Annotated in this window: 22 protein-coding genes; all 22 read right to left on the bottom strand. The window is 63.9% G+C overall.

All coding sequences use genetic code 11. From position 1 onward, the window contains the following. Positions 1–26: 26 nt before the first annotated feature. The gene (locus tag AOQ71_RS05565) at positions 27–1073 is read right to left on the bottom strand and encodes a flagellar hook-associated family protein (RefSeq protein ID WP_057742888.1); all 1047 of its coding nucleotides are present in this window, start codon (positions 1071–1073) and stop codon (positions 27–29) included. Then, on the bottom strand, positions 1073–2551 hold the full coding sequence (flgK, locus tag AOQ71_RS05560) for a flagellar hook-associated protein FlgK (protein ID WP_057742886.1): 1479 nt from the start codon (positions 2549–2551) through the stop codon (positions 1073–1075). Before flgK ends, AOQ71_RS05565 begins: the two co-directional genes overlap by 1 nt. 46 nt (positions 2552–2597) lie before the next feature. After that, the gene (locus tag AOQ71_RS05555) at positions 2598–3836 is read right to left on the bottom strand and encodes a flagellar hook protein FlgE (RefSeq protein ID WP_057742884.1); all 1239 of its coding nucleotides are present in this window, start codon (positions 3834–3836) and stop codon (positions 2598–2600) included. A gap of 115 nt (positions 3837–3951) precedes the next feature. Continuing rightward, the gene (locus AOQ71_RS05550) at positions 3952–4533 is read right to left on the bottom strand and encodes a transglycosylase SLT domain-containing protein (protein ID WP_057742882.1); all 582 of its coding nucleotides are present in this window, start codon (positions 4531–4533) and stop codon (positions 3952–3954) included. Then, positions 4484–5821 carry a flagellar hook-length control protein FliK gene (gene fliK / locus AOQ71_RS05545; RefSeq protein ID WP_057742880.1) on the bottom strand — a complete coding sequence of 446 codons (1338 nt, stop codon included), beginning with the start codon at positions 5819–5821 and terminating at the stop codon, positions 4484–4486. Before fliK ends, AOQ71_RS05550 begins: the two co-directional genes overlap by 50 nt. Beyond that, positions 5818–7002 carry a chemotaxis protein gene (locus AOQ71_RS05540; protein WP_057742878.1) on the bottom strand — a complete coding sequence of 395 codons (1185 nt, stop codon included), beginning with the start codon at positions 7000–7002 and terminating at the stop codon, positions 5818–5820. The genes fliK and AOQ71_RS05540 overlap by 4 nt, the downstream gene beginning before the upstream one ends. After that, positions 6999–8318, bottom strand: coding sequence for a MotB family protein (locus AOQ71_RS05535; protein ID WP_057742876.1), 1320 nt, complete (start codon positions 8316–8318; stop codon positions 6999–7001). The genes AOQ71_RS05540 and AOQ71_RS05535 overlap by 4 nt, the downstream gene beginning before the upstream one ends. 7 nt (positions 8319–8325) lie before the next feature. Beyond that, on the bottom strand, positions 8326–9033 hold the full coding sequence (locus tag AOQ71_RS05530) for a FliH/SctL family protein (RefSeq protein WP_057742874.1): 708 nt from the start codon (positions 9031–9033) through the stop codon (positions 8326–8328). After that, positions 9030–10655: a flagellar basal-body MS-ring/collar protein FliF gene (fliF, locus tag AOQ71_RS05525; RefSeq protein ID WP_057742871.1), complete on the bottom strand. Its 1626-nt coding sequence runs from the start codon at positions 10653–10655 to the stop codon at positions 9030–9032. Before fliF ends, AOQ71_RS05530 begins: the two co-directional genes overlap by 4 nt. Positions 10656–10942: 287 nt before the next feature. After that, a complete protein-coding gene (locus AOQ71_RS05520) occupies positions 10943–11851 on the bottom strand; it encodes a flagellin N-terminal helical domain-containing protein (protein WP_057742869.1) in 909 nt (302 codons plus the stop codon). Between the two features lie 287 nt (positions 11852–12138). Further along, entirely contained in the window at positions 12139–13047 is a 909-nt protein-coding gene (locus tag AOQ71_RS05515) for a flagellin N-terminal helical domain-containing protein (RefSeq protein WP_057742866.1), read from the bottom strand. Positions 13048–13316: 269 nt separating this feature from the next. Then, positions 13317–14222, bottom strand: a complete 906-nt coding sequence (locus AOQ71_RS05510) for a flagellin N-terminal helical domain-containing protein (protein ID WP_057742864.1) — start codon at positions 14220–14222, stop codon at positions 13317–13319. A gap of 242 nt (positions 14223–14464) precedes the next feature. Further along, entirely contained in the window at positions 14465–15205 is a 741-nt protein-coding gene (gene fliP / locus AOQ71_RS05505; RefSeq protein WP_057742862.1) for a flagellar type III secretion system pore protein FliP, read from the bottom strand. Beyond that, positions 15202–15645 (bottom strand): flagellar basal body-associated FliL family protein, encoded by a 444-nt coding sequence (locus AOQ71_RS05500; RefSeq protein ID WP_057742859.1) that lies wholly within the window; start codon positions 15643–15645, stop codon positions 15202–15204. Before AOQ71_RS05500 ends, fliP begins: the two co-directional genes overlap by 4 nt. Positions 15646–15675: 30 nt before the next feature. After that, entirely contained in the window at positions 15676–16371 is a 696-nt protein-coding gene (flgH, locus tag AOQ71_RS05495; protein WP_057742856.1) for a flagellar basal body L-ring protein FlgH, read from the bottom strand. After that, positions 16372–17127: a MotE family protein gene (locus AOQ71_RS05490; protein ID WP_057742854.1), complete on the bottom strand. Its 756-nt coding sequence runs from the start codon at positions 17125–17127 to the stop codon at positions 16372–16374. It abuts the gene before it with no gap. A gap of 67 nt (positions 17128–17194) precedes the next feature. Next, positions 17195–18325, bottom strand: a complete 1131-nt coding sequence (flgI, locus tag AOQ71_RS05485; protein ID WP_057742851.1) for a flagellar basal body P-ring protein FlgI — start codon at positions 18323–18325, stop codon at positions 17195–17197. Continuing rightward, complete coding sequence (gene flgA / locus AOQ71_RS05480; RefSeq protein ID WP_245316726.1) at positions 18322–18798, bottom strand: flagellar basal body P-ring formation chaperone FlgA; 477 nt, start codon at positions 18796–18798, stop codon at positions 18322–18324. The genes flgI and flgA overlap by 4 nt, the downstream gene beginning before the upstream one ends. 13 nt (positions 18799–18811) lie before the next feature. Beyond that, positions 18812–19603, bottom strand: coding sequence for a flagellar basal-body rod protein FlgG (flgG, locus tag AOQ71_RS05475; RefSeq protein WP_057742849.1), 792 nt, complete (start codon positions 19601–19603; stop codon positions 18812–18814). 18 nt (positions 19604–19621) lie between these two features. After that, positions 19622–19951, bottom strand: coding sequence for a flagellar hook-basal body complex protein FliE (gene fliE, locus AOQ71_RS05470; protein ID WP_057742845.1), 330 nt, complete (start codon positions 19949–19951; stop codon positions 19622–19624). Between the two features lie 2 nt (positions 19952–19953). Next, entirely contained in the window at positions 19954–20370 is a 417-nt protein-coding gene (gene flgC, locus AOQ71_RS05465) for a flagellar basal body rod protein FlgC (protein ID WP_057742843.1), read from the bottom strand. An 11-nt stretch (positions 20371–20381) separates the two neighbouring features. Beyond that, positions 20382–20783: a flagellar basal body rod protein FlgB gene (flgB, locus tag AOQ71_RS05460; RefSeq protein WP_057742839.1), complete on the bottom strand. Its 402-nt coding sequence runs from the start codon at positions 20781–20783 to the stop codon at positions 20382–20384. Positions 20784–20841 lie beyond the last annotated feature (58 nt).

Genomic DNA, 20841 nt, shown 5'->3' with positions numbered 1-20841 from the left:
AAACTGAAAGCGTAAGCGGCTCGTGCTCAGAGATAGTTGATGAGACTGATCTTCTGGAGCTGCGAGGTCAGTGCGAGCGCCGTCTGGATCTGGGTCTGCAGCGTGTTGACGCGTACCGACGCTTCGGTCGGATCGACCTTCTCTATGCCGACGATCTGATTGTTCAGAATGTCCTTCTGAGTCTTCAGCTTGTCGGTCGCGTTGGTGATCCGCTGCTGGACCGTGCCCATGTCGCCGCCCAGCGTTGCGAGGTCGGTGATGGCGCTGCCGACGAGGCCGATGGCCTTGTCCACCACCACCTGGAACGTCGACTGGTCGAGGTTCGCGTTCCCGAGATCGGCCATCATCGTATAAGCCTCGGCGAGCTTGCGAAAACCGGTCTGGTTGGCGCTGACGGATGTATCGGCGATCTCCGTCGTCGAGATGCGGCTTTGCATGACCTGGTCGGTGGCCGTTGACCAGTTGGTGTTCCAGGCAGGACTTGCGAACTCGGCGTCGAAGGGACCGTTGAGGAATGTCTGCATCTGGGCCGGCGTAATGGTGTTCACGCTGGCCGAGGATTGCGTGAAGCCGAAGGCCGCAAGGAAATCGGCATCGACCTTGTTTTTGCTGGCCGAGCCGGCCTGGTAAGGCGTGATCGGCTGGGTCTGCGTGTTGATGCCCGAGAACAGGAACGAGCCATTGTAGGAGACGTTCAGTGCGCCGATCAGGTCCTGGAGATTGGAGGACGCCGGCGGCAGGATGATCCGCCCGCCACCATCGGTGCTGCGGGCCGCAATCAGGTCCTTGAGGAAATCAGTAGCGGTCGACCCGAGCTGGGTGATGCGGTCCTGGGTCACGTCCAGGCGTCCCGCGACCAAGCCGTTGGTATCGACGAGCTGGTCGGCGAAGCTGAGGTCCGCCCGCAAGGTGACGTCGCCCCCCGTCGTCGCCCCGAGCTGCAGGCCGACATCGGCGAAGCGGCCGGTGGTCGCTTCCGTCGACGCTTTGCTCAGCGCCGCCTGGTTGTTCGTGATCGAATACCGCAGGGACGAGTGTAGCACGAGGGTGGAAACGTAGTTGGCGCTCATCATCACGGATTCCCCACGGCGGCTAGCAAGGTTTGCAACATCTGGTCAACGGTCGAAATGATCTTGGAGGACGCCGAATAGGTGCGCTCGACCTGGAGCATCAACGACATCTCGTCGTCCATGTTGACGCCGTTGACGTTCGACAGCGCCGTCGTGCTGCGGTCCAGCAGCGTGTTCTGATATTGAGAGCTGTCGTTGGCGGCCTTGCGCTGGTTCTCGATCCAGCTGGTCGACGACGATGCGTAGTCGATCAGGCTGCCGTTCGGCTTGCCCTGCGTTGTCGCATCGAACGGCTGCGAGGCATCCATGTTGCCGATGAGCTGCTGCAGCCGGGCCGAAAAGCCGCCGTTGCCCACAATGTTGTAGTTATAGGCCGGGTTCCCGCTGATGGCACCGTCGCGCAGCAAATTCGGGTTGCCACCCAAGGCGGGATCGACCGACGCCGCGACCGAGATCGCGCCGGCGAGGCCCACCGAGACGGTGGCGCTCGCGGGCATCGTCGGCGCGCCAGGGTACGTGAAGAGACCGGGAACGTTGGGCAGCGCAGCGGCCGTTTGGTCACTTTCCTTGAAAGCATTGATCAGGCCGCGGGCGATTTCGTCGAGCTGGCTCTGATAGGTGACCGTGTCACTGTCGCGCAGTCGGGCGAGTCCGGCAAGCTTGCCGGACTTGATCGGCATCACCGAATTGGCGCCGGTCACCGGCACGCCGTCGATGAAGACCGCGTTACCCGTGATGCTCGCCGAATACGATGTGGTGGGAGCGAAAGTTACCGCCCGCGCCGTTTTGTCGAACAGCACCGCACCGCTGTCGGCGTAGAGGGCTGCATCGCCGTTGGTGCGGATCGTCATCGTGACGCCGACCTCCTGCGACAATTGCGAGACGATGCTGTCGCGCTGGTCGAGATAGTCAGTCACGTCGTCTCCGGCGATTGTACCCTTCACGATCGCCGTATTTACCGTCTGGAACTGGGAGAGCAGCTGGTTGATGTTCTGGACCGACGTTTTCATGTCGGCGTCCGCACCCTCGCGCACCGACTGCACGGTCTCGGTCGCCTGGTTGAGCGCGGTCGCCATGTCTTTGGCGGAGGTGACGGCGGCCTGAGCCAGCGTGGTGTTATCGGGCGCGTTGGCATATTGCTGCAGCGCCTGCTTCAGCGCGTTGAGCTGCGCCGTCGGCGACTGGTCGAGCTGCGGATCGTCCACCGTGGCAGCGGCGATCTTCTGGAGACCGGCATAGATCGCGCTCTGCGTTGCGGCTGCCGAGGTCGCGGTCAGGACGTTGCTGTACAGGCCCGAAGAGGCGGCGCGCTGGATCGCCGCGACATAAACGCCGGCGCCGGGAAGATTATCCAGCTCGGTGATCTTGCGCGAATAGCCGGTCGAACCGGCACCGGCGATATTGCGCGAGATCGTCGAGGACTGGATGCCCGACGCCATGAGCGAGTTGCGGGCCGAATCGAGGGCTGAGGTAAGGGACATGGCGTGCTCTTGAACGTTCTCTTGCCCGGAATCGGCGTTGAGCTACTCAGCGCTTCAGGTTGACGACGACGTCAAGCAGATCTGCGCCGGTCTGGAATGATTTCGAGTTCGCGGTGAAGCCGCGCTGCGCCGAGATCATGTCGGTCAGTTCGCTCGCAAGATCGACGTTGGAGTCTTCGAGAGCGCCGGATTGGATGGTTCCGAGGCCACCCTGCCCGGCCAGACCGACCTGCACGTTTCCGGAATCAAGGTTCGGCGAATAGACATTGCCGACCTCCGGCGTCATGTGATCCGGGCTCGGCACGGTTGCGAGCGCAACCTGGAAGCTTGGCAACTGGGTGCCGTTCTTGAGCACAGCGCTCACCACGCCCTTGCTGTCGATGTTGACTTTCTCGACGGAGGACGGCGCGTTGCCATCAACGGTCGCCTTGAAGTCGAAGCTGGAGGCAACCTGGGTCATGGCCGAGAGGTCCATGGTGAAGGCCGAGCCGCCGGGGACGGTGAACGCGAGCGTCTTGGGGCTCGCTGCGGCCAGCGCGCCCTTTCCGGCCGCCGTGACGTTGAAGGTGAAACTGGTCGCAGCCGAGGGACCACCCGTCAGCAAGGCTGCGCCGTTGTAGACTTCGATGTCCCAGGTGTTCGCAGCGGTTTTCGCGGCATAGACGTCGAGCGTCACGGCGTTGCCGATGTTGTCGTAGGTCACCATCGACGTCTTCGACGTGTAGTTGCCCGGACCAGCGGCAGCCGCCGGAGCAGCGACAATCGCCGCGCTCGGATCCAGATTGGCCGCCACAGTCGCCTTGGTCGAGGGCGAGGCCTGCAACGCCATCTGGTTGACGTTGATGACCTGGAGGCCACCGAAGCCATTGGCGGCCACGTTGGGGACGGCGCCGTTCTGGATGTTGTAGCCCATCAACTGGAAGCCGGCGGTGTTGACGAGGTTGCCGGTGCTGTCGGGCACGAATGAGCCGGCACGCGTGAGGAAGTTGTTGCCGTTCGCATCCTGCACGACGAAGAAGCCGTTGCCCTGGACCGCGAGGTCCGTCGTCGAGGTCGTGAACTGGAGATTGCCGGGATCGGTGATGGCGTAGCGGACCGTGGTCTCGACCGCGCCGGAGTCGTAGTTGCCGGAGCCGCTCTTCAAGATCAGCGAGGAGAATTCCGTCGAAGCCCGCTTGTAGCCGACCGTGTTGACGTTCGCGATGTTGTCCGAGACCGTCGACAGCTTGTTGGACTGCGCGTTCATCCCGGAAACGCCGGTGCGCATAACACCATACAGGCTCATGTAGTGGGCTCCTTTGGCAGATTGGAATTACAATGCGGGGTCTTGCTTGCGCGGGGCTGATGGTTGGTGGCGATGCACAACTTGATGTCGTGCCTCGCCATCTCAGGTCGTCGTTTCATGTCGTCTTGAGCTGACAGAACGAGCGCGCCTTGTCGGTCCACGCGCCGAAGCCGCTGGAGACGAGATGCGCAACGATGTGGCAGACGTAGCGCTTCTGCGCCGGTTGATTGTTGGGACCGGCATTGTAGCGGGCGACCGCCATGGTCCAGCTTCCCTCGCGCTGCTTCAGCTCTTTCAGGAAACGCGCGGCGTAGTCGACATTCTCCGCCGGATCGAACATCGCCCGCACCGACGCGAATTTGTCGCCGTGAAAATAGTGATTGATCTGCATGCAGCCGAGATCGATCAGCTTGATGCCCCTGGCCCGCATCGCCTCGAAATTCGCGATCGCATCGTCCATGTCCTTGGCGAACACGGTCTGCCCTTCGGCGCCCAATGCATAAGGATAGAGCGCGCCGCGGCGGCCGGTCTCGGTGAGACCGACCGCATAGAGGATGCCGAGCGGAATTCCGTGCTGCTGCGAGGCGCGCGCCATCTCGCGCTCGCAAGGGCGCGCAGTGTCAGTCGCCGCCGCGGCGGCGCCGACATTACAAATAAACAGGGCCGCGACGAGTATGTGGCGCCACGTCCTGATCATGGCGTGCCTCCTGGTTGGGCTGCTGGTCTTGGCGGGCTTGCCTGGCGCCGCCGTCGGACTGGCCGGACGTGCCTGCACCGCCGAACGCGCCTTGCGACTGCGATGATTGCTGTTGCTGGCCGGAGAGATGCGGCTGCGACTGGCCAGATCCCGACTGGAACCCGTCGAGCGAACCGTGCTGCACCGGCGCGACGTCGGCGACATATCCTGCCGACTGCATCAGGTCGCGGATCTGATCGCGCTGCTGATCCAGCATCATGGTAGTGTCCTTGCGTTCGGCGGCGAGCTGAACCGAGACCTCGTTGCCGACGAGACGCAGACGCATGGTGACATTGCCGAGATCAGGCGGCTCGAGATTGACGGTGAGGATCTTGAGCGGCTGGTCCGGGGCATTGTTCTGCCTGCCCAAGAGATCCGTCGCGGCGGACGCGGCCGGCGCGGGTGAACTCTTGAGCTCGGACACCACGGCGTTCGCCACCTGTTGGGTCGCACTGAACGGCCCCACGGGAGGCAGATGAGTCTCCTGCTGGACGACCGTGACCTTGGTCGTCTCAGGCAAGGCGTCGCGGCCCGCGGACTTTGCGGCGCGCTCGACATTCGCCGCGACGGCTTCGAAGCCCGGCGTTGCCGGCATGGCATCCGTCGGAGCGGCACTTCCCTGCGGCATCGCTGCAGCCTGTGCACCTGCGGCCGCCTGCCCGCGCGCGAGGGACGTGTCGCCGCCGGAACGCGCCACAAACGAAGGCGCGGCGGTGGATCCGGCGACGTCTGCCGCCGCCCTTGCGTCGCTGATGCCCTGCTTTGCCACTGACGGACGCTCGTCCCGGGCCGACGTCTCCTTCTTGTCGCCGGACGGCTGTGGTGTCTGCATTGCCGCCGCCTGCGCGGCAGCGAGCTCCTGCCCCAGCATCGCGGGGAGGCCCAATCTGGGCGAGACATCAGCCTTCGCTACCGGATCGACCTGCTCCGGCTTGTTCGACGATCTGGTCTCCTCGGTGCGTTCGTGCACCGGTTCATCCTTCGACGTGCCAGGCTCGCTCAACTGTCTCACGCGCGGGCGCGCCGGGGCAACTTTGGTGGTCGCATCGGTGGCCGTATCGGTTTCCTGATCGTCCAAAGCCCGCTTGGCCATGTTTGAGACGGTGTGGAGCAGATCGTGAAACGAGGAATCGTCGGCGGTTTTCGTGCCTGGCGTTGCCACACCTTTCGTCGACCGGGTCACCCCGCGCGCAAGGCTTTCGGCGAGACCGGCGAAGAGCTGTCCGGAGGTTCCAGTGAGCTTGGTCATGGGCGATGATCCCTGGTGAGAAGCTCCAGTTCGCCGAGCTGCGACTTTGCGCGTGCGAGCGTCGCGTTGGACGAGGCAAGATCGATCCGTGCCGGCGTGGGCGGTGGCTTGTCGGCCGTCATGACGGACGCCGGTCCCGTGACCGGCTTGCGAATGTCGAGCGCGAGCTGGAGGGTTGCGTTGAGGAGCAGGACATCGCGCTCTGCCAGCTTCGACCGGTCGAGCGCCCTCAGCTCGGCGAAACCGCCGTCATATTCGTCGGTCAGCGCGCGGGATGCGCCGCGATAGAAATGTGCGCGTTCCCGATCGGGCGCGGCATCGGCGCTGAGCGTCAGCGCCCGCTCGGCCGCAAGGCTGACGACTGTAAGCTTGCCGCGGATCAACGCACCGCGCGCAATCACCAGATACAGCTTGAGGCGGCTGGCGCGGTCGACATGTTCCAGCAGCGCCGCGACGCGTGCAAAGCGACGATCGTCCAGCGCAAGATTCGATTGTGTCAGGCCCGTGGAGAAACGCTGCCAGAAATCGCCGGCATAGACCGAGTTGCGGTAGTGGCGAATATAGGCCAGCGTCAGGAACTCGAACTTGTCGAAGTCCTCGGCCTGCCCGACCAGAAGGACCTCGCGCCGCAGTGCCGCCTCCTCGACCAGCGTGCCGGGCAGCAGCAGGCGTGCGTCGTCCAGACGCTCGATCGCGAGCGAGGCCTCTGACCGGGCGAACAGCACGCCCTGGACCAGCGCCACCTGCCCCCCCATGCCGGACGAAATCGTGCGCGGCTTGACGTCCTTGAGCAGCTCCCTCGCCTCGTCCTGCCGTCCCTCGACATAAGCGAGCGCGCCGTCGAACAGCGCCTTGTCGACACTGATCTTGTCGCGCGGCAGCTTGCGAACGATCTGCGGCGCGCCGCCGGACAGCAGGTAGATCACGACCGCCTGCCCGTTCTGCGGGTTGCTCCACACGTTCGGATCGGCGGCAAGAAATTTTTCGCCGATCTGCCGGATCAGCGCGATGTGGCTGCCATGCGCCGCGGTATCGCCACGGGCGATGCCGTCTTGCACCGCCTGCAGCGCGCGGACGAGTTCATACGGCTCGCCCGACGGAGGCGCTGGATCGGAAAAGGCACGGGTCGCGGCCAGCGACAACAGCACCAACAGAACGGTGCGGAGCAGCGGTCTGGTCAAGGACGCTTCTCCCGGATCAGGATCTCGATCCGTCGATTTTGCGCGGCCGCAGGATCGTTCGGAAGTTTCGGCCTCCGGTCAGCATAGCCTTCGACATGCTCGATCCGCTGGGCATCGATACCGGAGCGGACCAGCATGTAATAAGCCATCTGTGCGCGCGCGGTGGACAGCCGCCAATTGTCGTAATTGTCAGATTTGTAGGGCCTGTTGTCGGTGTGACCACGTACGATGATCGTGCCGCGACGTTTTGCGATGAGCGGGCCGATCTTGTCGATGACGCGAATGAGCTCGGGCCGCGGCTCCGCCGACCCGACTGCGAACATGCCAAAGCTCGCATCGTCGGTGAGGCTGATCAGCAGGCCTTCCTCGACCTGGCGCACCTCGGCCACCGGGCCGGCGCCGGCCTTGATGTCCGACAGCGCGTCGGCAATCGCGGACTGGAGCTGCTTCACGGTCGGCTGCTGGGCCTGGGTGGCATCGCGCGCCTCCGACTCCTTTGGGGCATCGGTCGGGCGCGCCTGCGGCGTCGCGTTGGCCTGAAGATTCGCCTGCGGGCTTGGCTGCATGGCGGCCTCGCGCGCAGACGGTGATGGCACCGGACCCGGCGGCAGCAGCGGCGATATGCTCGTGGACGACGCCTGAGCGTCGGGGGCCATAATGCCGCCGGCATCATCGGTCCTGCCGCGGCGCGGCTCGCCCTGATTTGTGCTGGCCTGATTGTCGCGTGCCGAAGCACTCGCCTTCGGCTCGCCCTCCATGATCCTGTCAGCTTCCTTCGAAGCCTCGGGCGCGAGCTTCCAGTAGCCCGGATCGAACGGATCGCGATAGGCATCGCCGCCCTTGAGGCCGTCCTCCTCCGCAGAGGTCAAAGCCCCGGCGCGCCGCTGGCCCGAGGCCTGGCTCGCGCTGGTCGCGATCTCGGCGAGGGTCGCATAGGGATCGCGAAACAGGACCTTCTCTTCGTAGAAGGGTGGCTTCTCTTCCGTCGGCGAGTCACCGCGGCGCTCCTCGTTCGGCCCGGCCGGCTTGCGCCGGCCGTCCTGCCCCTCGAACGGCGTCGACTCCTTCTTTGAGAGATCCTTGAGCCCCTTGGGCGCGGGCGCGTTCTCGGCGAGCTTGATCGGATTGAAGTAGCTTGCGACAATCTGCTTCTGATCCTGATTCAGCGCGTTGAGCAGCCACATCACCAGAAAGAACGCCATCATCGCGGTCATGAAGTCCGCGTAGGCGATCTTCCAGACGCCGCCGTGCGCCTTCTCGTCCTCGAAGGCGCTCCGCCTGCGGATGATGACCAGCTCGTGCTTGACCTCCTCCATGGTGCGACTACCGGCGCGCCTCGTTCAGCCGGTCGACCCAGGTCGAGATCCGCGTCTCGATCGTGGTCTGATCGGCAAGGACGCGGACCTCGACGGTGTCGGCCGACTGGTATTCGACACCGGTGCGGCCGGCCAGATTGAGTTGTGCCCTGACGAGGTCGATGAGCTCGCTGGGGCCGGTGACGCGGAACACCGACACGGGCGAGTTCGAGGTCAACGCCGCGATCTGCTCGACCAGGGATCCGATCGCCCTGTCGCGGACCGCTTCAGCGAGGAACGGCAGCAATATCCGAGCCACCGAGCTTGCGATGTTGCTCTCGATCTCGCGGCAGGCCGCGTCGAAGCCGTTGACGATCGCGACGGCCTGCTGGTCGGACCATTTGGCCCGCTCCTCTCCCAGCCGGATCGCACTGCGGACCCGCTCTTCGGCGAGCTTGGCTTCACCCTCCGCAACACCGGCAGCATGGCCGCGCCGATAGGCGTCTTCGAGAAGGTTCAGCGGTGCTGCTTCCGGCGCAGACGCCGGCGGCGGCGATTGAAGTTGCGGCTGCGATTGTGCCTGGCGTTCCCCGCGCTGCGGTTGGGGCTGCGGCTCGCGCCGAACCTCCTTCTGCTTCGTCAGCACGTCCTGGACCTTGGGCAGCGGAGCCGGAGGTGACTTGGCCCGGCCGTTGGCGTCGAATTGCGTCAGGAGTTTTCCGATTGCCGCGTTCATGCCGCCTCCTCGCGTCGCATCCAGTCCTTAAGGATTGCTGCCGCCTGCATCTGATCGAGGCGGACGATCTGCTCGAGCCGCTTCTGCGGCGTACGCTGCATCTTGCCTTCGAGGTCCTCGACGAGATTGAGCTCGGGGTCGTGGCTCTCAGCCAAAGCGAGGGCCGTGGCAGCTTCGAGTTCAGCGGCTTCGGCCGCCTCGCTCTGTTCCTGCGCTGCACGATGGGTCAGGATGCCGTTGACCGCCGGCCGGAGCCCGAACCAGACCAGCATCGAAGCGACGGCCAGGATGGTCACCGCGTTGATCACGCTGCCGAGCTGCTTGTTCATCATCTCGACAAAGCTGATCGGCGGCACCGGCGCCAGATCGCGCGAGCCCTCCACGAAGTCGACCGCCGTCACCTGGATCTGGTCGCCGCGCGTCTTGTCCAATCCGCCGGCGGTTGCCGCCAGCTGGCTGATCTCGGCGAGCTTGCTGTCGACGATGGCCTGGTTGGTCTTGTCGCCGAGGTCGGCGACCAGCCGAGCCCGGTTGACCAGCACGGCGATGAAGAGCTTCTTGACCGAGTAGCCGTCACTGACCGTTGTCGTGGTCTTGGACGAGACCTCGAAATTGGTGACGTCCTCGCGGCGGGTCTTGTCCTCGCTGGAATTCTTGGTGCCGCCGGCATTGACCTGCTGGTCCGGCAGGTTTTGCTGGACCGTCGTCGGCGTCGAGCGGTCGGCGTTCGATGACTTCTCGTTTTCGCGAACGTTGCGTACGGAACGCTCGGCGCGTGTCTCCGGATCGTAGACCGTCTCGTTGATCTGGCGCTTGTCGGTCGAGAGCTGGGGCGCGACGCTGACCTCGAAATTGTCCAGCCCCAGATAGGGCGTCAGCGCCTTGCGGATGTTCTCCTGCACCATTCCGCCGACGGTCTTCTGAAGGCTCGCCATCTTGGTCGGCGCGGCGCTGGCCTCGTCTTCCTCCGCCAGCAGCATCGAGCCGTCGGCATCGAGCACCGTGACCTTGTCGCGCGTCATGCCGGGAATGGCGGCCGCGACGAGGTGGCGGATCGACTGCGCCGTCCGCGCCTCGATCGCACCGTCAGTGCGCAGCACGACCGACGCGGAAGGCGGCTGTTGCGTCGCGCGGAACGAGCCGCGTACCGGCATCACGATGTGCACCCGTGCCGCCTTGACGCCTTTCATCAGCTGAACGGTGCGCGCAATCTCGCCTTCGAGTGCACGAAGCTTTGTCACCTCCTGCATGAATGAAGTCAGCCCGAGCGAACCGATCTTGTCGAAAAGCTCGTAACCGGAATTGGCGCTGGTCGGCAGCCCCTTCTCGGCGAGCAGCATTCGCGCTTGCGCGGTCTGGCTCGGTCGCACCGAGACGGCATCACCGGCCGCGCTGATATCGAAGGTGATGTTCTGCTCGCGCAGCGCAGCCCCGATGCGTGTCACGTCTTCGCGCGTGAGGCCGGTATAAAGCGTTTCGTATTCCGGACGGCTCAGATAATAGGCGCCGCCGACCACGGTGACGAGGACGGCGAAGCCGATCAATCCCAAGGCCATCAGACGTCGCGGCCCAAGTTCCAGCAGATTGTTGAGCAGCTGCTGTAGCTGCGCGCGACTGAGCATGTGACCTCGTACCAATGCGGATGGCAAGGACACTCCGCTGCCAACCTTGCCTGAGGGTTGCGCGAGCATGCGAATAAGTCGCTTCGCAGGCGAGGCGTTGCAATTTTGCAGGAAGTTCAGACGTCGCAACCGGCTCAACGGCAACGAGCGAGCGCCCGCGCGAACGACACGTCGCTTTGACGTCTGGCGTCAGGAAATCAATTGCGGGCACGTCATGTGCCGTCACGTCCGCCGGTCGAGGCGGGACCGTGCTCCCAAGGGAGCACGGTCGCTTTCGAAGCCGAGGCTTACTTGAACAGCGAGAGGATGCTCTGGCTATTCTGGTTGGCGATCGACAGCGCCTGGACGCCGAGCTGCTGCTGGGTCTGGAGCGCCTGCAGGCGGGTGGATTCCGCGTTCATGTCGGCGTCAACAAGCTGGCCGACACCGCGGGTCACCGAGTCCATCAGGGTCTTGACGAAGTCGGTGTTGGTCGCGAGGCGGTTCTTGACGGCGCCGAGGTCGGCGGCAGCCGAGGCTACCGAGTTGATCGCGGCCGTGACCTGCGTGATGTAACCGTCGAGCGTGGCCTGGTCGGCTGCCGAGTCGGTCAGCGTTGAGATGCTGATCGTGTCGACCGATGCGCCAGCACTCACCTTGTCCAGGATGCCGCTGGTGGACGAGGTGTAGAGCGAGTAGTTCGAGATCGTCAGCGTGATGGAGCCGATGGTCGGCGTGCCACCGACGCGCGAAAACGAGGACACCAGGTCGAACGTCGCGGGCGTCGCCGTCGTCGTGCTCAGCCAGTTCACGCCGTTGAAGGTCGCCGCCGCGGCGGTGCCCTTCATCTGCTGCTGGATCTGGGTGATGTCGGCCTGGATCTTGGTGCGGTCGATACCGGCGGTCTTGGCCTCCACCAGCAGCGACTGCAGCTTGGTCAGGCCGCCGGTGCTGTCGCCGACAACGGCGGTCAGCGCGGTGTATTCGGTGTCGACGGTCGCAGCCGACAGACCGAGCGAGTCGGAGACGGCGGAGAGCGCGGCGTTGTCGGCGCGCATCGAGGTCGCAATTGACCAATAGGCGGCGTTATCCGACGCGGTGGCGACGCGCTGGCCGGTCGAGATCCGGTTTTCGGTGGTCTGCAGATTGGAGCTGACGTTGCGCAGCGTCTGCAGCGCGGTCATTGCTGCGGAGTTGGTGAGAAGGCTAGAACTCATGTTTGACGTCCCCTGAAAACGACTTGAAATTGTTGGGACATACCGGGCTTGCACCGGTACGACAGGGCGGCATCATGCCTTTGGGCTGCAAAAAAGCGCGCTCAACCTGCCGTAACGGCGGCGATAGCACGCGAAGTTTGCGCGAAGCTTGTGGCGCTGTGAGTGCACCGGGGAGGAGCGACAGTTCGGGGCGCCAAGTCGGGATTTTCCCGGCACGCCAACAACGTACGCAAAGTGAAAGAGCCGCGCTTCGCGAGAAGCGCGGCTCCCTCGGGTCGCGTTCAGGGTTAGCGGAACAGCGAGAGGATGCTCTGGCTGTTCTGGTTGGCGATCGACAGCGCCTGGACGCCGAGCTGCTGCTGGGTCTGGAGCGCCTGCAGGCGGGTGGATTCCGCGTTCATGTCAGCGTCGACGAGCTGGCCGACACCGCGGTTCACGGAGTCCATCAAGGTCTTGACGAAGTCGGTGTTGGTCGCGAGGCGGTTCTTGACGGCACCGAGGTCGGCGGCAGCCGAAGCCACCGAGTTGATCGCGGCGGTGACCTGCGAGATGTAACCGCTGAGCGTGGTCTGGTCGGCTGCCGAATCGGTCAGCGTGCTGATGTCGATCGTGTCCACCGATGCACCGCCGCTCACCTTGTCGAGGATGCCGCTGGTGGACGAGGTATAGAGAGAGTAGTTGGAGATCGTCAGCGTGATCGAGCCGATGGTGGGCGTGCCGCCGACGCGCGAGAACGACGACACCAGGTCGAAGGTCGCCGGGGTGGCCGTCGTCGTGCTCAACCAGTTGACGCCGTTGAAGGTTGCCGCACCCGCGGTGCCCTTCATCTGCTGCTGGATCTGGGTGATGTCGGCCTGGATCTTGGTGCGGTCGATACCGGCGGTCTTGGCTTCGACCAGCAGCGACTGCAGCTTGGTCAGGCCGCCGGTGCTGTCGCCGACAACCGAGGTCAGAGCGGTATATTCGGTGTCGACGGTCGCAGCCGACAGACCGAGCGAGTCGGAGACGGCGGAAAGCGCGGCGTTGTCGGCGCGCATCGAAGTTGCGATCGACCAGTAGGCGGCGTTGTCCGACGCGGTGGCGACGCGCTGACCGGTCGAGATGCGGTTTTCCGTGGTCTGCAGGCTGGAGCTGACGTTGCGCAGCGTCTGCAGCGCGGTCATGGCGGCGGAGTTGGTGAGAAGGCTAGAACCCATTTTGATGTCCCTTTGAAGATCGAGTTGTTTTGGGGACATACCGGACTTGCACCGGTACGACAGGGCGGCGTCATGCCTTTGGGCTGCGCAAGCGCGTTGAGGGCCCAACCTGTCGTACGGCGACCGTAACGCTCGAAGCTTGTGCGGGGCTTGCGGCTCTGTGTCTTCGCCGCAACAGCGAAGCCAAAGTTTCGGCGTGCGCTTGACGTTGCTTCAAACGAAAGGGCCGCGCTTCGCGAGAAGCGCGGCCCCTCAGATTGTCGTCGGACCTAGCGGAACAGCGAGAGGATGCTCTGGCTGCTGCTGTTGGCGATCGAGAGCGCCTGGACGCCGAGCTGCTGCTGGACCTGGAGGGCCGACAGACGGGTGGACTCCTGGTTCATGTCGGCATCGACGAGCTGGCCGATACCGCGGCTCACCGAGTCCATCAGCGACTTCACGAAGTCGGTGTTGGTCGAGATACGGTTCTTCACGGCACCGAGATTCGCCGCGGCCGAAGCCACGGAGTTGATCGCACCAGTGACCTGCGCGATGTAGCCATCGAGCGTGGTCTGGTCAGCCGCCGAGTCCGTCAGCGTGCTGATGTCGATCGTGTTGACCGACGAACCGCCGCTCACCTTGTCCAGGATGCCGCTGGTCGACGAGGTATAGAGCGAGTAGTTGGCGACGGTCAGGGCGATGGAGCCGGTGGTCGGCGTGCCGCCAACGCGCGAATAGGACGACACCAGGTTGACCGTCGTCGGCGTTGCCGTCGTCGTGCTCAGCCAATTCACGCCGTTGAAGGTCGCCGCAGCCGCGGTCGCCTGCATCTGCTGCTGGATCTGGGTGACGTCAGCCTGAATCTTGGTGCGGTCGATACCAGCCGTCTTGGCTTCCACCAGCAGCGACTGCAGCTTGGTCAGGCCGCCGTTGCTGTCACCGACAACAGAGGTCAGAGCAGTATATTCAGTATCGACCGTCGCGGCCGACAGACCGAGCGAATCTGAGACCGCGGAGAGCGCAGCGTTGTCGGCGCGCATCGAGGTCGCGATCGACCAGTAGGCGGCGTTGTCGGAGGCGGTCGAGACGCGCTGGCCGGTGGAAATGCGGGTCTGCGTGTTGGCGAGTTGGGAGCTCACAGACCGCAGGGTCTGGAGTGCGGTCATGGCGGTCGAGTTCGTAAGCAGGCTTGACATTGCGAATGTCCCTTTATGTACGCGTTACATTTTCACGAGGGGACATACCGGGCTTCCACCGGTACGGAGGGGCGGCATCATGCCTTTGGACTGATGTGGATAGGGTCCAACCCGCCGTGCCGCATTGCTAGCACGCCGAATCTTGCTTCCGGATTAAAGCTGGATTGAATTCATCAGCAAAATCATATGGTTAATATTACTCTTTACTAACCTTAACGATTCTCGTGGGCCGGTGATCGCCCTCACGAGAAGGATCGTACCAGTCCGGAAGCAAGCAGATTCCAGCCGTCGATCAGCACGAAGAACAGCACCTTGAACGGCAGCGCGAGGATCGACGGCGGCATCATCATCATGCCCATCGACATGGTCAGCGTCGCCACGATCATGTCGATGACGAGGAACGGCAGGATGATGAGGAAACCGATCTCGAACGAACGCCGGAGCTCGGAGATCATGAAGGCCGGGATGATGACGCGCATGTCGATGCGCTTGTCGTCGAACTTCTTGCGAAAGCTTTCTGCTGCGAGCGAGTCGAACGTCTGCAGATCCTTGTCCCGGACGTGTGCCAGCATGAACTCGCGGAACGGATCGCTGATCTTCAGATAGGCGTCCTCCTCCGAGATCTCGTTCTTCATCAGCGGCTGCACGCCGGTCTCCCAGGCGCGATCGAAAGTCGGTGCCATGACGTAGAAGGTCATGAACAGTGCGAGGCTGATCAGCACGAGGTTCGGAGGCGTCGTCTGAAGTCCGAGCCCGGCGCGCAGGAACGACAGCGCGACGGCGAAGCGGGTAAAGCTCGTCACCATGATCAGCAGTCCCGGTGCGACGGACAGCACCGTCAGCAGCGCCATGAGCTGGATGATGCGGCCGCTGGTCGAGCCGTTGCCCGGCGGCAGCAGCGAGTTGAGGTCCGGGATCTGGGCGAATGCCACTTCGGGCAGCACGACCAGCAGCAATGCGAGCAGCAGGACTCTCAATTTCACTGGATCACCAACGTCTCAATGATCAATTCGCGGACCTTGCCGGACGAGCGGATGCTGGCGCGTTCGGACAGATCGTCGCGCAGATGCTGAAGCCCTCGCGTGCCTTCGAACTGCGTGGCCGAGGCCGAGCGGAGATAGGTGACGATGTCCTCGCTGATATGGGCAGCGAGGATGCCGGCGTCCTCGTCACTCATGCTGTCGGTCACCATGGAGGCCTCGACCCGGGCCCAGTTGTTGGCTGGGGCCGCAAGATTGGTCACGATCGGTGACAGCTTTCTCAGCCGCGCGCTTCCCGAATAGCTCGACGCGACCGGCGGCGGGGTAGCGCCCTTCTTTGCATCGGCGACGCGCTCGGCGGCGGCGAACAGATGCAGGCCAGCAAGCGCGCCGGCGCCTATCGCGATCAAGGTCAGCACGACGATGGCCGCGATCAGGCGCATGACGCCCCCCGCTCCCACGACGCGCGAGCCTCAGAACGGTGCCACTGCATCATAGATCCGGTGTCCCCAACCAGGCTGCTGCACGTCAGACAGATTTCCGCGACCACCATAGGACACGCGCGCCTCGGCGATCTTCTCGTAGGAGATCGTGTTGGTTCGCGAAATATCCCGTGGACGCACGATGCCGCCGACATTGAGCACGCGCATCTCCGTGTTGATGCCGAACTCCTGCGAGCCGCTGATCATCATGTTTCCGTTCGGCAGCACGTCGGTGACGACGGCCGCGATGGAAAGCTTGATATCTTCGGAGCGGTCGATCTGCCCGTTGCCTTTGATCTGCGTATTGGTGTTGAGATTGGCGTTGGCCTGGCCTTTGTCCTTCCATCCTGCGACGTCCATCAGCCAGTTCAACCCGAACTGGATCTGCGAATCGCGCGAGCGATCGGTCTTATTGTCGAGCTTGGCCTTGTCCTGCATCGAGATGATCACCGTCACGACGTCGCCGACGCGGCGCGCACGGGGATCGCGGTAGAGATCGGTACCGTCGTCCCAGGTCGAGCGATAGCTAACGGGCTGGTGCACGCGGGGCGTCACCGGAATAGGCTCGGCCGGCGTCCTCAGGCCGCTGCCCACGGGCGACAGCTTCGGGCCGGTCAGGATTTCTGCCGGATCATGCGAGCACCCGGCGAGAAGCAACAGCGACAGGATGAGGCATGGCGTCTTCATTTACTTGGTCTTCCCGTCATCCACGCGACGCATTCCACCGAGCAGGTCAGCGAGATGCGCTGCGCGCCCGGTCTCCATCTCGTTGAAAATCGCGCTCGAGCTCCTCGGGCTCAACTTTGCAAGAACCGCCGCGGCTGTTTCGTCCGCCATGCCCCCGATCTGGGTCGCGGCCGCGTCCGGCTTCATGCGCGAGTAGATCTCGACGACGCTGGCTTCGGCCTTCTTCAGGAAGTCGTCGCGGAGCGCCATCCACTTCTCATACTCGGCCCGCTTGGCCTCGACTTCGGCGATCCGCTCGCGCAGCAGGTTCTCGGCCTTCTCCAGCTCTTTCAGCTGCCAGGCGAGCCTGGCGTCGACGGCTGGATCGGCGACGTTGCTACAGAACAGCGCGACTTCGTTGTCCGCGGGCGCAGCGGTTTGTGCCGGCACCGGCTTCGGCGGCGCCATGCCGCCGCCTGACTTCGCCGGACGCGCCGGAACGGGAGCCGGTGCTGGAGCGGCCGCTTCGGGCACCGCACCGGTGGTGGCGGGCCCTGAATCCTCGGCCGCCCAGGCCGTGGCCCGCGAATTATCGCCTGGAACAGACGCTGCCTGTGCATGCGACCTCTGCGGCCCGGGCGCGCGAGCGCGTGCGAACGAGAGCAGATTGAGCGGCTTCGACGGCTTCGGTTCGTCCAGCCCGAGCACAGGCGAAGCGTGCGCGAGCACGAACACCGTGGCCAGAAGGAGGTGCGCTTTGTGATCAAGCTTCAGCATCGGCCCGCGTGCGATTCCCGGTCAGGACCTGAGCATTGAGCGACCAAGCTTGCACGACGCTTGCGCATCATTGCACGATGACTTCAGCCTGCAGCGCGCCGGCGGTCTTGATCGCCTGGAGGATCGCGATGATACCGGATGGTTTCAGTCCGATCTGGTTCAATCCGCGCACCAGGCGCTGCAGATCGACGCCGCTCAGGATCGCTACCTGCGATCCGGCCTCATTGGCCTCGACGATGGTCTGGGGCACGACGACGCTCTGGCCTTGCGAGAACGGCGCCGGCTGCGACACCACGGGCAGCTCGGTGACGCGAACTGTCAGGTTGCCATGCGTGACAGCGACGGTTGATATCCGCACGTCGCGTCCGATCACCACCGTGCCGGTGCGCTCATTGATCACGACGCGCGCGGGGGTGTCGGGCTCGACGGTCAGCTCGCCGATCTCGGCGAGAAAGCGAACCGGGCCGACATAGCGCGGCTTCGACAGCACGATCGTCCGGTAGTCGCGCTCAAAGGCAATCTGGGCACGATAGCGGCCGCCGGCATAGCGGTTGACGGCGTCGAGGATCCGCGTCGCCGTGACGAAATCGGGGTTCTTCAGCTCCAGCACCAGGAACTCCATCTCGTGGAGGCTTCCCTGCACCTCGCGCTCCACCAGCGCGCCGTTCGGAATGCGGCCTGCGGTCGGCGTGCCCTGGCTGACGTTCTGGGCCTGGCCCCCGACGCTATAACCAGCAACTGTGACGGCACCTTGCGCCACTGCGTAGACCGCACCGTCCGCTGCGCGCAGCGACGTCATCACCAGCGTGCCGCCGAGCAGCGAGGTCGCATCGCCAAGGGACGACACGGTGACGTCCATCCGTTCGCCCGGCCCGATCGAGGGCAGCAGGTCCGCGGTCACCATCACGGCGGCGACGTTCCGCGTGCGCAGCGTCGTCGGCCGCGACTGATTGTTCGTGCTGCTCGTCTCGTTGCGGACGTTGATGCCCATGTTCTCGAGCATCGACTGCAGCGACTGTTCCGTGAAAGGAGCGTTGCGCAGGGTGTCGCCGGTACCGTTGAGGCCGATCACCAGGCCATAGCCGACGATCTGGTTCTCGCGCAGGCCCTTGATGTCAGCGATGTCCTTGATGCGGACCGCTGCATGGGCGCTGGCGGCGCAGAAGATCAGCAGAAGCGCGATCAAGACCCTGGTCATGACCCGTCCGCGACCTTGACGGTGCCGTCCGGCTGGACGATGGCCCTGATGATCACGCCAGTGTCGGTGTTTCGCACGGTGATGAGCGAACCCGGCGCACCGGATTGCATCGCCGATCCGTACGTCACGATCGACAAGCCGGAGTCTTCGACAACCACCTTCACCGTCGCGCCGCGGGCGATGGTCCAGGGGTCCTCCACCGAATTGGTCGGGATCGGCTGACCCGGCAACAGCGCCCGCCGCGCCATCCGGCCGACGAGGGCCTGACGCCCTTCGACGAACATAGCGACGCCGAGAGCATTCTGGTCAAAGCTGCGTTCGGTGATCATGTCTTCCCTGATCAGCTCGCCGGCGCGGATCGACATCGCGGGCACGGGAAGCCGCTTCTCGTCCGCGGCGGCGTACCCCGCGAAGACGAGAACCAGCAGCGCGGCGGCCAACCCGCGCACGATCAGGCCCACCCAGTTCAACATGGACACACCGAAACTAGCGACTGAGACCCTTCGATACCGTCGAGGCCATGTCATCCGACGCCTGGATCACCTTGGCGTTCATCTCGTAGGCGCGCTGCGCCGAGATCAACTCGGTGATTTCCTTGACTGGATCGACATTCGAAGCTTCGAGATATTGCTGGTTGATCTTGCCGTAGCCTGCATCGCCGGGCAGGCCAACCACCGGGGCGCCCGACGCCGTAGTTTCGCGATAGAGATTGCTGCCGAGCGGCTCGAGGCCTGCCTCGTTGGCAAAATTGGCAAGGTTGAGTTGGCCGATCTGGCGCGGATTGACCTCCGTATCCAGCTTGGCGAAGACCTGGCCGGTCTGGTTCACGGTGACCTGCACCGTCCCCTGCGGCACCGTGATGTTGGGATCCAACAGGTAGCCGTCCATCGTCACCAGCTGACCGGTCGCGTTGGTGTTGAACGATCCCGCGCGGGTGTATTGCACCTCGTTGTTCGGGCCCAGCACCTGGAACCAGCCCCGGCCGTTGATCGCGAGATCGTAAGGATTACCGGTCTGCGTCAGCGCGCCCTGGATGTGCAGCTTGCGGATCGCCGCCGACTTGACGCCGAGACCGAGATTCGCGCCCTCCGGAATCGGCGAGGAGCCGTTGACGTTTGCGACCCCCTGCATTCGGTCCATCTGGTAAAACAGATCGGTGAACTCCGCACGCGCGCGCTTGAACGACGTGGTGTTGATGTTGGCGATGTTGTTCGCGATGACTTCGATGTTGGTCTGCTGGGCATTCATGCCCGTGGCGGCGATGGCGAGCGATTTCACTTAGGTCACTCCTTCAGATCAAATCGACATTCGAACGACTTCCTGGTAGGCCTGCACGACCTTGTCGCGAACCGCGACCGCGGTCTGCAAGGCCTGCTCGGCCGACATCAGCGCCTCAACGACCTTTCGCGTCGATTCCTTGCCCTGCATCGCCGAGATCGACGCCGCTTCGCCCGTCTTCAACGTTCCGATCGCGTCCGTGGTCACCTGCTTCATCACGGAATCGAAGCCGACATCGTCGGCGGACTGGACCGGGGACGCCCCCGTAGGCGCAATGGCTTGTGTCTCGGTCGCGCGAGACGCCGCCTGCGCTGCGGTGATCGCGGTGGATGAAATCGCTTCCAGCATTGTCAGCTCCTCAGCAGGTCGATGGTCATGCCGAGCATCGACCTCACCTGCTTCACGACCTGGAGATTGGCCTCATAGGAGCGGTTGACCTCCCGCATGTCCGCCATCTCGATCATCATGTTGACGTTGGGCATCTTGACGTAGCCAGCCTTGTCGGCAGCGGGATGTCCCGGGTCGTACTCGACGCGATAAGGCGTGGTGTCGAGCCCGATTTCCTTGACCTTCGCCAGCTGCGTGCCGGAGGCCCGATCGAGCGCGGCATCGAAGGTGATGGTCTTGCGCTGATAGGGATCGGCCCCCGCGGTGTGCCCGGTCGAGGTGGCGTTGGCGAGGTTTTCCGAGACGACCCGCATGCGCGTCGATTGCGCCTCGAGCCCGGAGCTCGCAACCGTCAATGATGCCGATAGAGCGTCAAGCATGTCAGTTCACCTCAGGTCTTCGCGCTGGTCATGACCATGCGGTTGAACGAGCGCACAATCGCCGAATTCATCGAATAGTCGCGATTGACGTCGCTGCCCTTGATCATCTCCTGCTCAAGGCTCACGGAGTTGCCGGAGTGGACGACGTCCCAGCTGTCCTTCTTGGCGGTAGCCCGCGTGTCGGTTTCCGCCGGCGACAATTGCATGTGGCCGGGTGACGTGGTGGCCAGTCTCACCGGCACCGCGTCGAGCACCTTATTGAACGGCTCGACATCGCGCGCCTTGAATCCCGGCGTATTGGCATTGGCGACATTGGTGGCAATGGTCGACTGACGAAGCTCGAGCCAGCGTGCCTGCGACGATGCGAGTTCGAAGAGATAAAGCGGTCCCACGACGGCCCCATTATGGTTCATTGGCGAGAACCCTAGGGCGTTAAGCTTTCGTCAAGCTGTTGCGCGGAGCACCATTCCG

It is taken from the genome of Bradyrhizobium manausense (genome assembly GCF_001440035.1).
Lineage (GTDB): Bacteria > Pseudomonadota > Alphaproteobacteria > Rhizobiales > Xanthobacteraceae > Bradyrhizobium > Bradyrhizobium manausense.
This window is presented reverse-complemented; position numbering and strand designations above follow the sequence as displayed.

Coding starts and splice junctions, on each gene's coding strand:
- fliF (WP_057742871.1), bottom strand. CDS start 10,655: ATGCTCAGTCGCGCGCAGCTACAGCAGCTGCTCAACAATCTGCTGGAA.
- AOQ71_RS05535 (WP_057742876.1), bottom strand. CDS start 8,318: ATGGAGGAGGTCAAGCACGAGCTGGTCATCATCCGCAGGCGGAGCGCC.
- flgA (WP_245316726.1), bottom strand. CDS start 18,798: ATGTTGAACTGGGTGGGCCTGATCGTGCGCGGGTTGGCCGCCGCGCTG.
- flgB (WP_057742839.1), bottom strand. CDS start 20,783: ATGAACCATAATGGGGCCGTCGTGGGACCGCTTTATCTCTTCGAACTC.
- fliK (WP_057742880.1), bottom strand. CDS start 5,821: ATGACCAAGCTCACTGGAACCTCCGGACAGCTCTTCGCCGGTCTCGCC.
- AOQ71_RS05510 (WP_057742864.1), bottom strand. CDS start 14,222: ATGTCAAGCCTGCTTACGAACTCGACCGCCATGACCGCACTCCAGACC.
- AOQ71_RS05530 (WP_057742874.1), bottom strand. CDS start 9,033: ATGAACGCGGCAATCGGAAAACTCCTGACGCAATTCGACGCCAACGGC.
- flgH (WP_057742856.1), bottom strand. CDS start 16,371: ATGAAGACGCCATGCCTCATCCTGTCGCTGTTGCTTCTCGCCGGGTGC.
- AOQ71_RS05500 (WP_057742859.1), bottom strand. CDS start 15,645: ATGCGCCTGATCGCGGCCATCGTCGTGCTGACCTTGATCGCGATAGGC.
- AOQ71_RS05550 (WP_057742882.1), bottom strand. CDS start 4,533: ATGATCAGGACGTGGCGCCACATACTCGTCGCGGCCCTGTTTATTTGT.
- AOQ71_RS05565 (WP_057742888.1), bottom strand. CDS start 1,073: ATGATGAGCGCCAACTACGTTTCCACCCTCGTGCTACACTCGTCCCTG.
- flgI (WP_057742851.1), bottom strand. CDS start 18,325: ATGACCAGGGTCTTGATCGCGCTTCTGCTGATCTTCTGCGCCGCCAGC.
- AOQ71_RS05490 (WP_057742854.1), bottom strand. CDS start 17,127: ATGCTGAAGCTTGATCACAAAGCGCACCTCCTTCTGGCCACGGTGTTC.
- AOQ71_RS05515 (WP_057742866.1), bottom strand. CDS start 13,047: ATGGGTTCTAGCCTTCTCACCAACTCCGCCGCCATGACCGCGCTGCAG.
- flgK (WP_057742886.1), bottom strand. CDS start 2,551: ATGTCCCTTACCTCAGCCCTCGATTCGGCCCGCAACTCGCTCATGGCG.
- AOQ71_RS05520 (WP_057742869.1), bottom strand. CDS start 11,851: ATGAGTTCTAGCCTTCTCACCAACTCCGCAGCAATGACCGCGCTGCAG.
- AOQ71_RS05555 (WP_057742884.1), bottom strand. CDS start 3,836: ATGAGCCTGTATGGTGTTATGCGCACCGGCGTTTCCGGGATGAACGCG.
- fliE (WP_057742845.1), bottom strand. CDS start 19,951: ATGCTGGAAGCGATTTCATCCACCGCGATCACCGCAGCGCAGGCGGCG.
- flgC (WP_057742843.1), bottom strand. CDS start 20,370: ATGCTTGACGCTCTATCGGCATCATTGACGGTTGCGAGCTCCGGGCTC.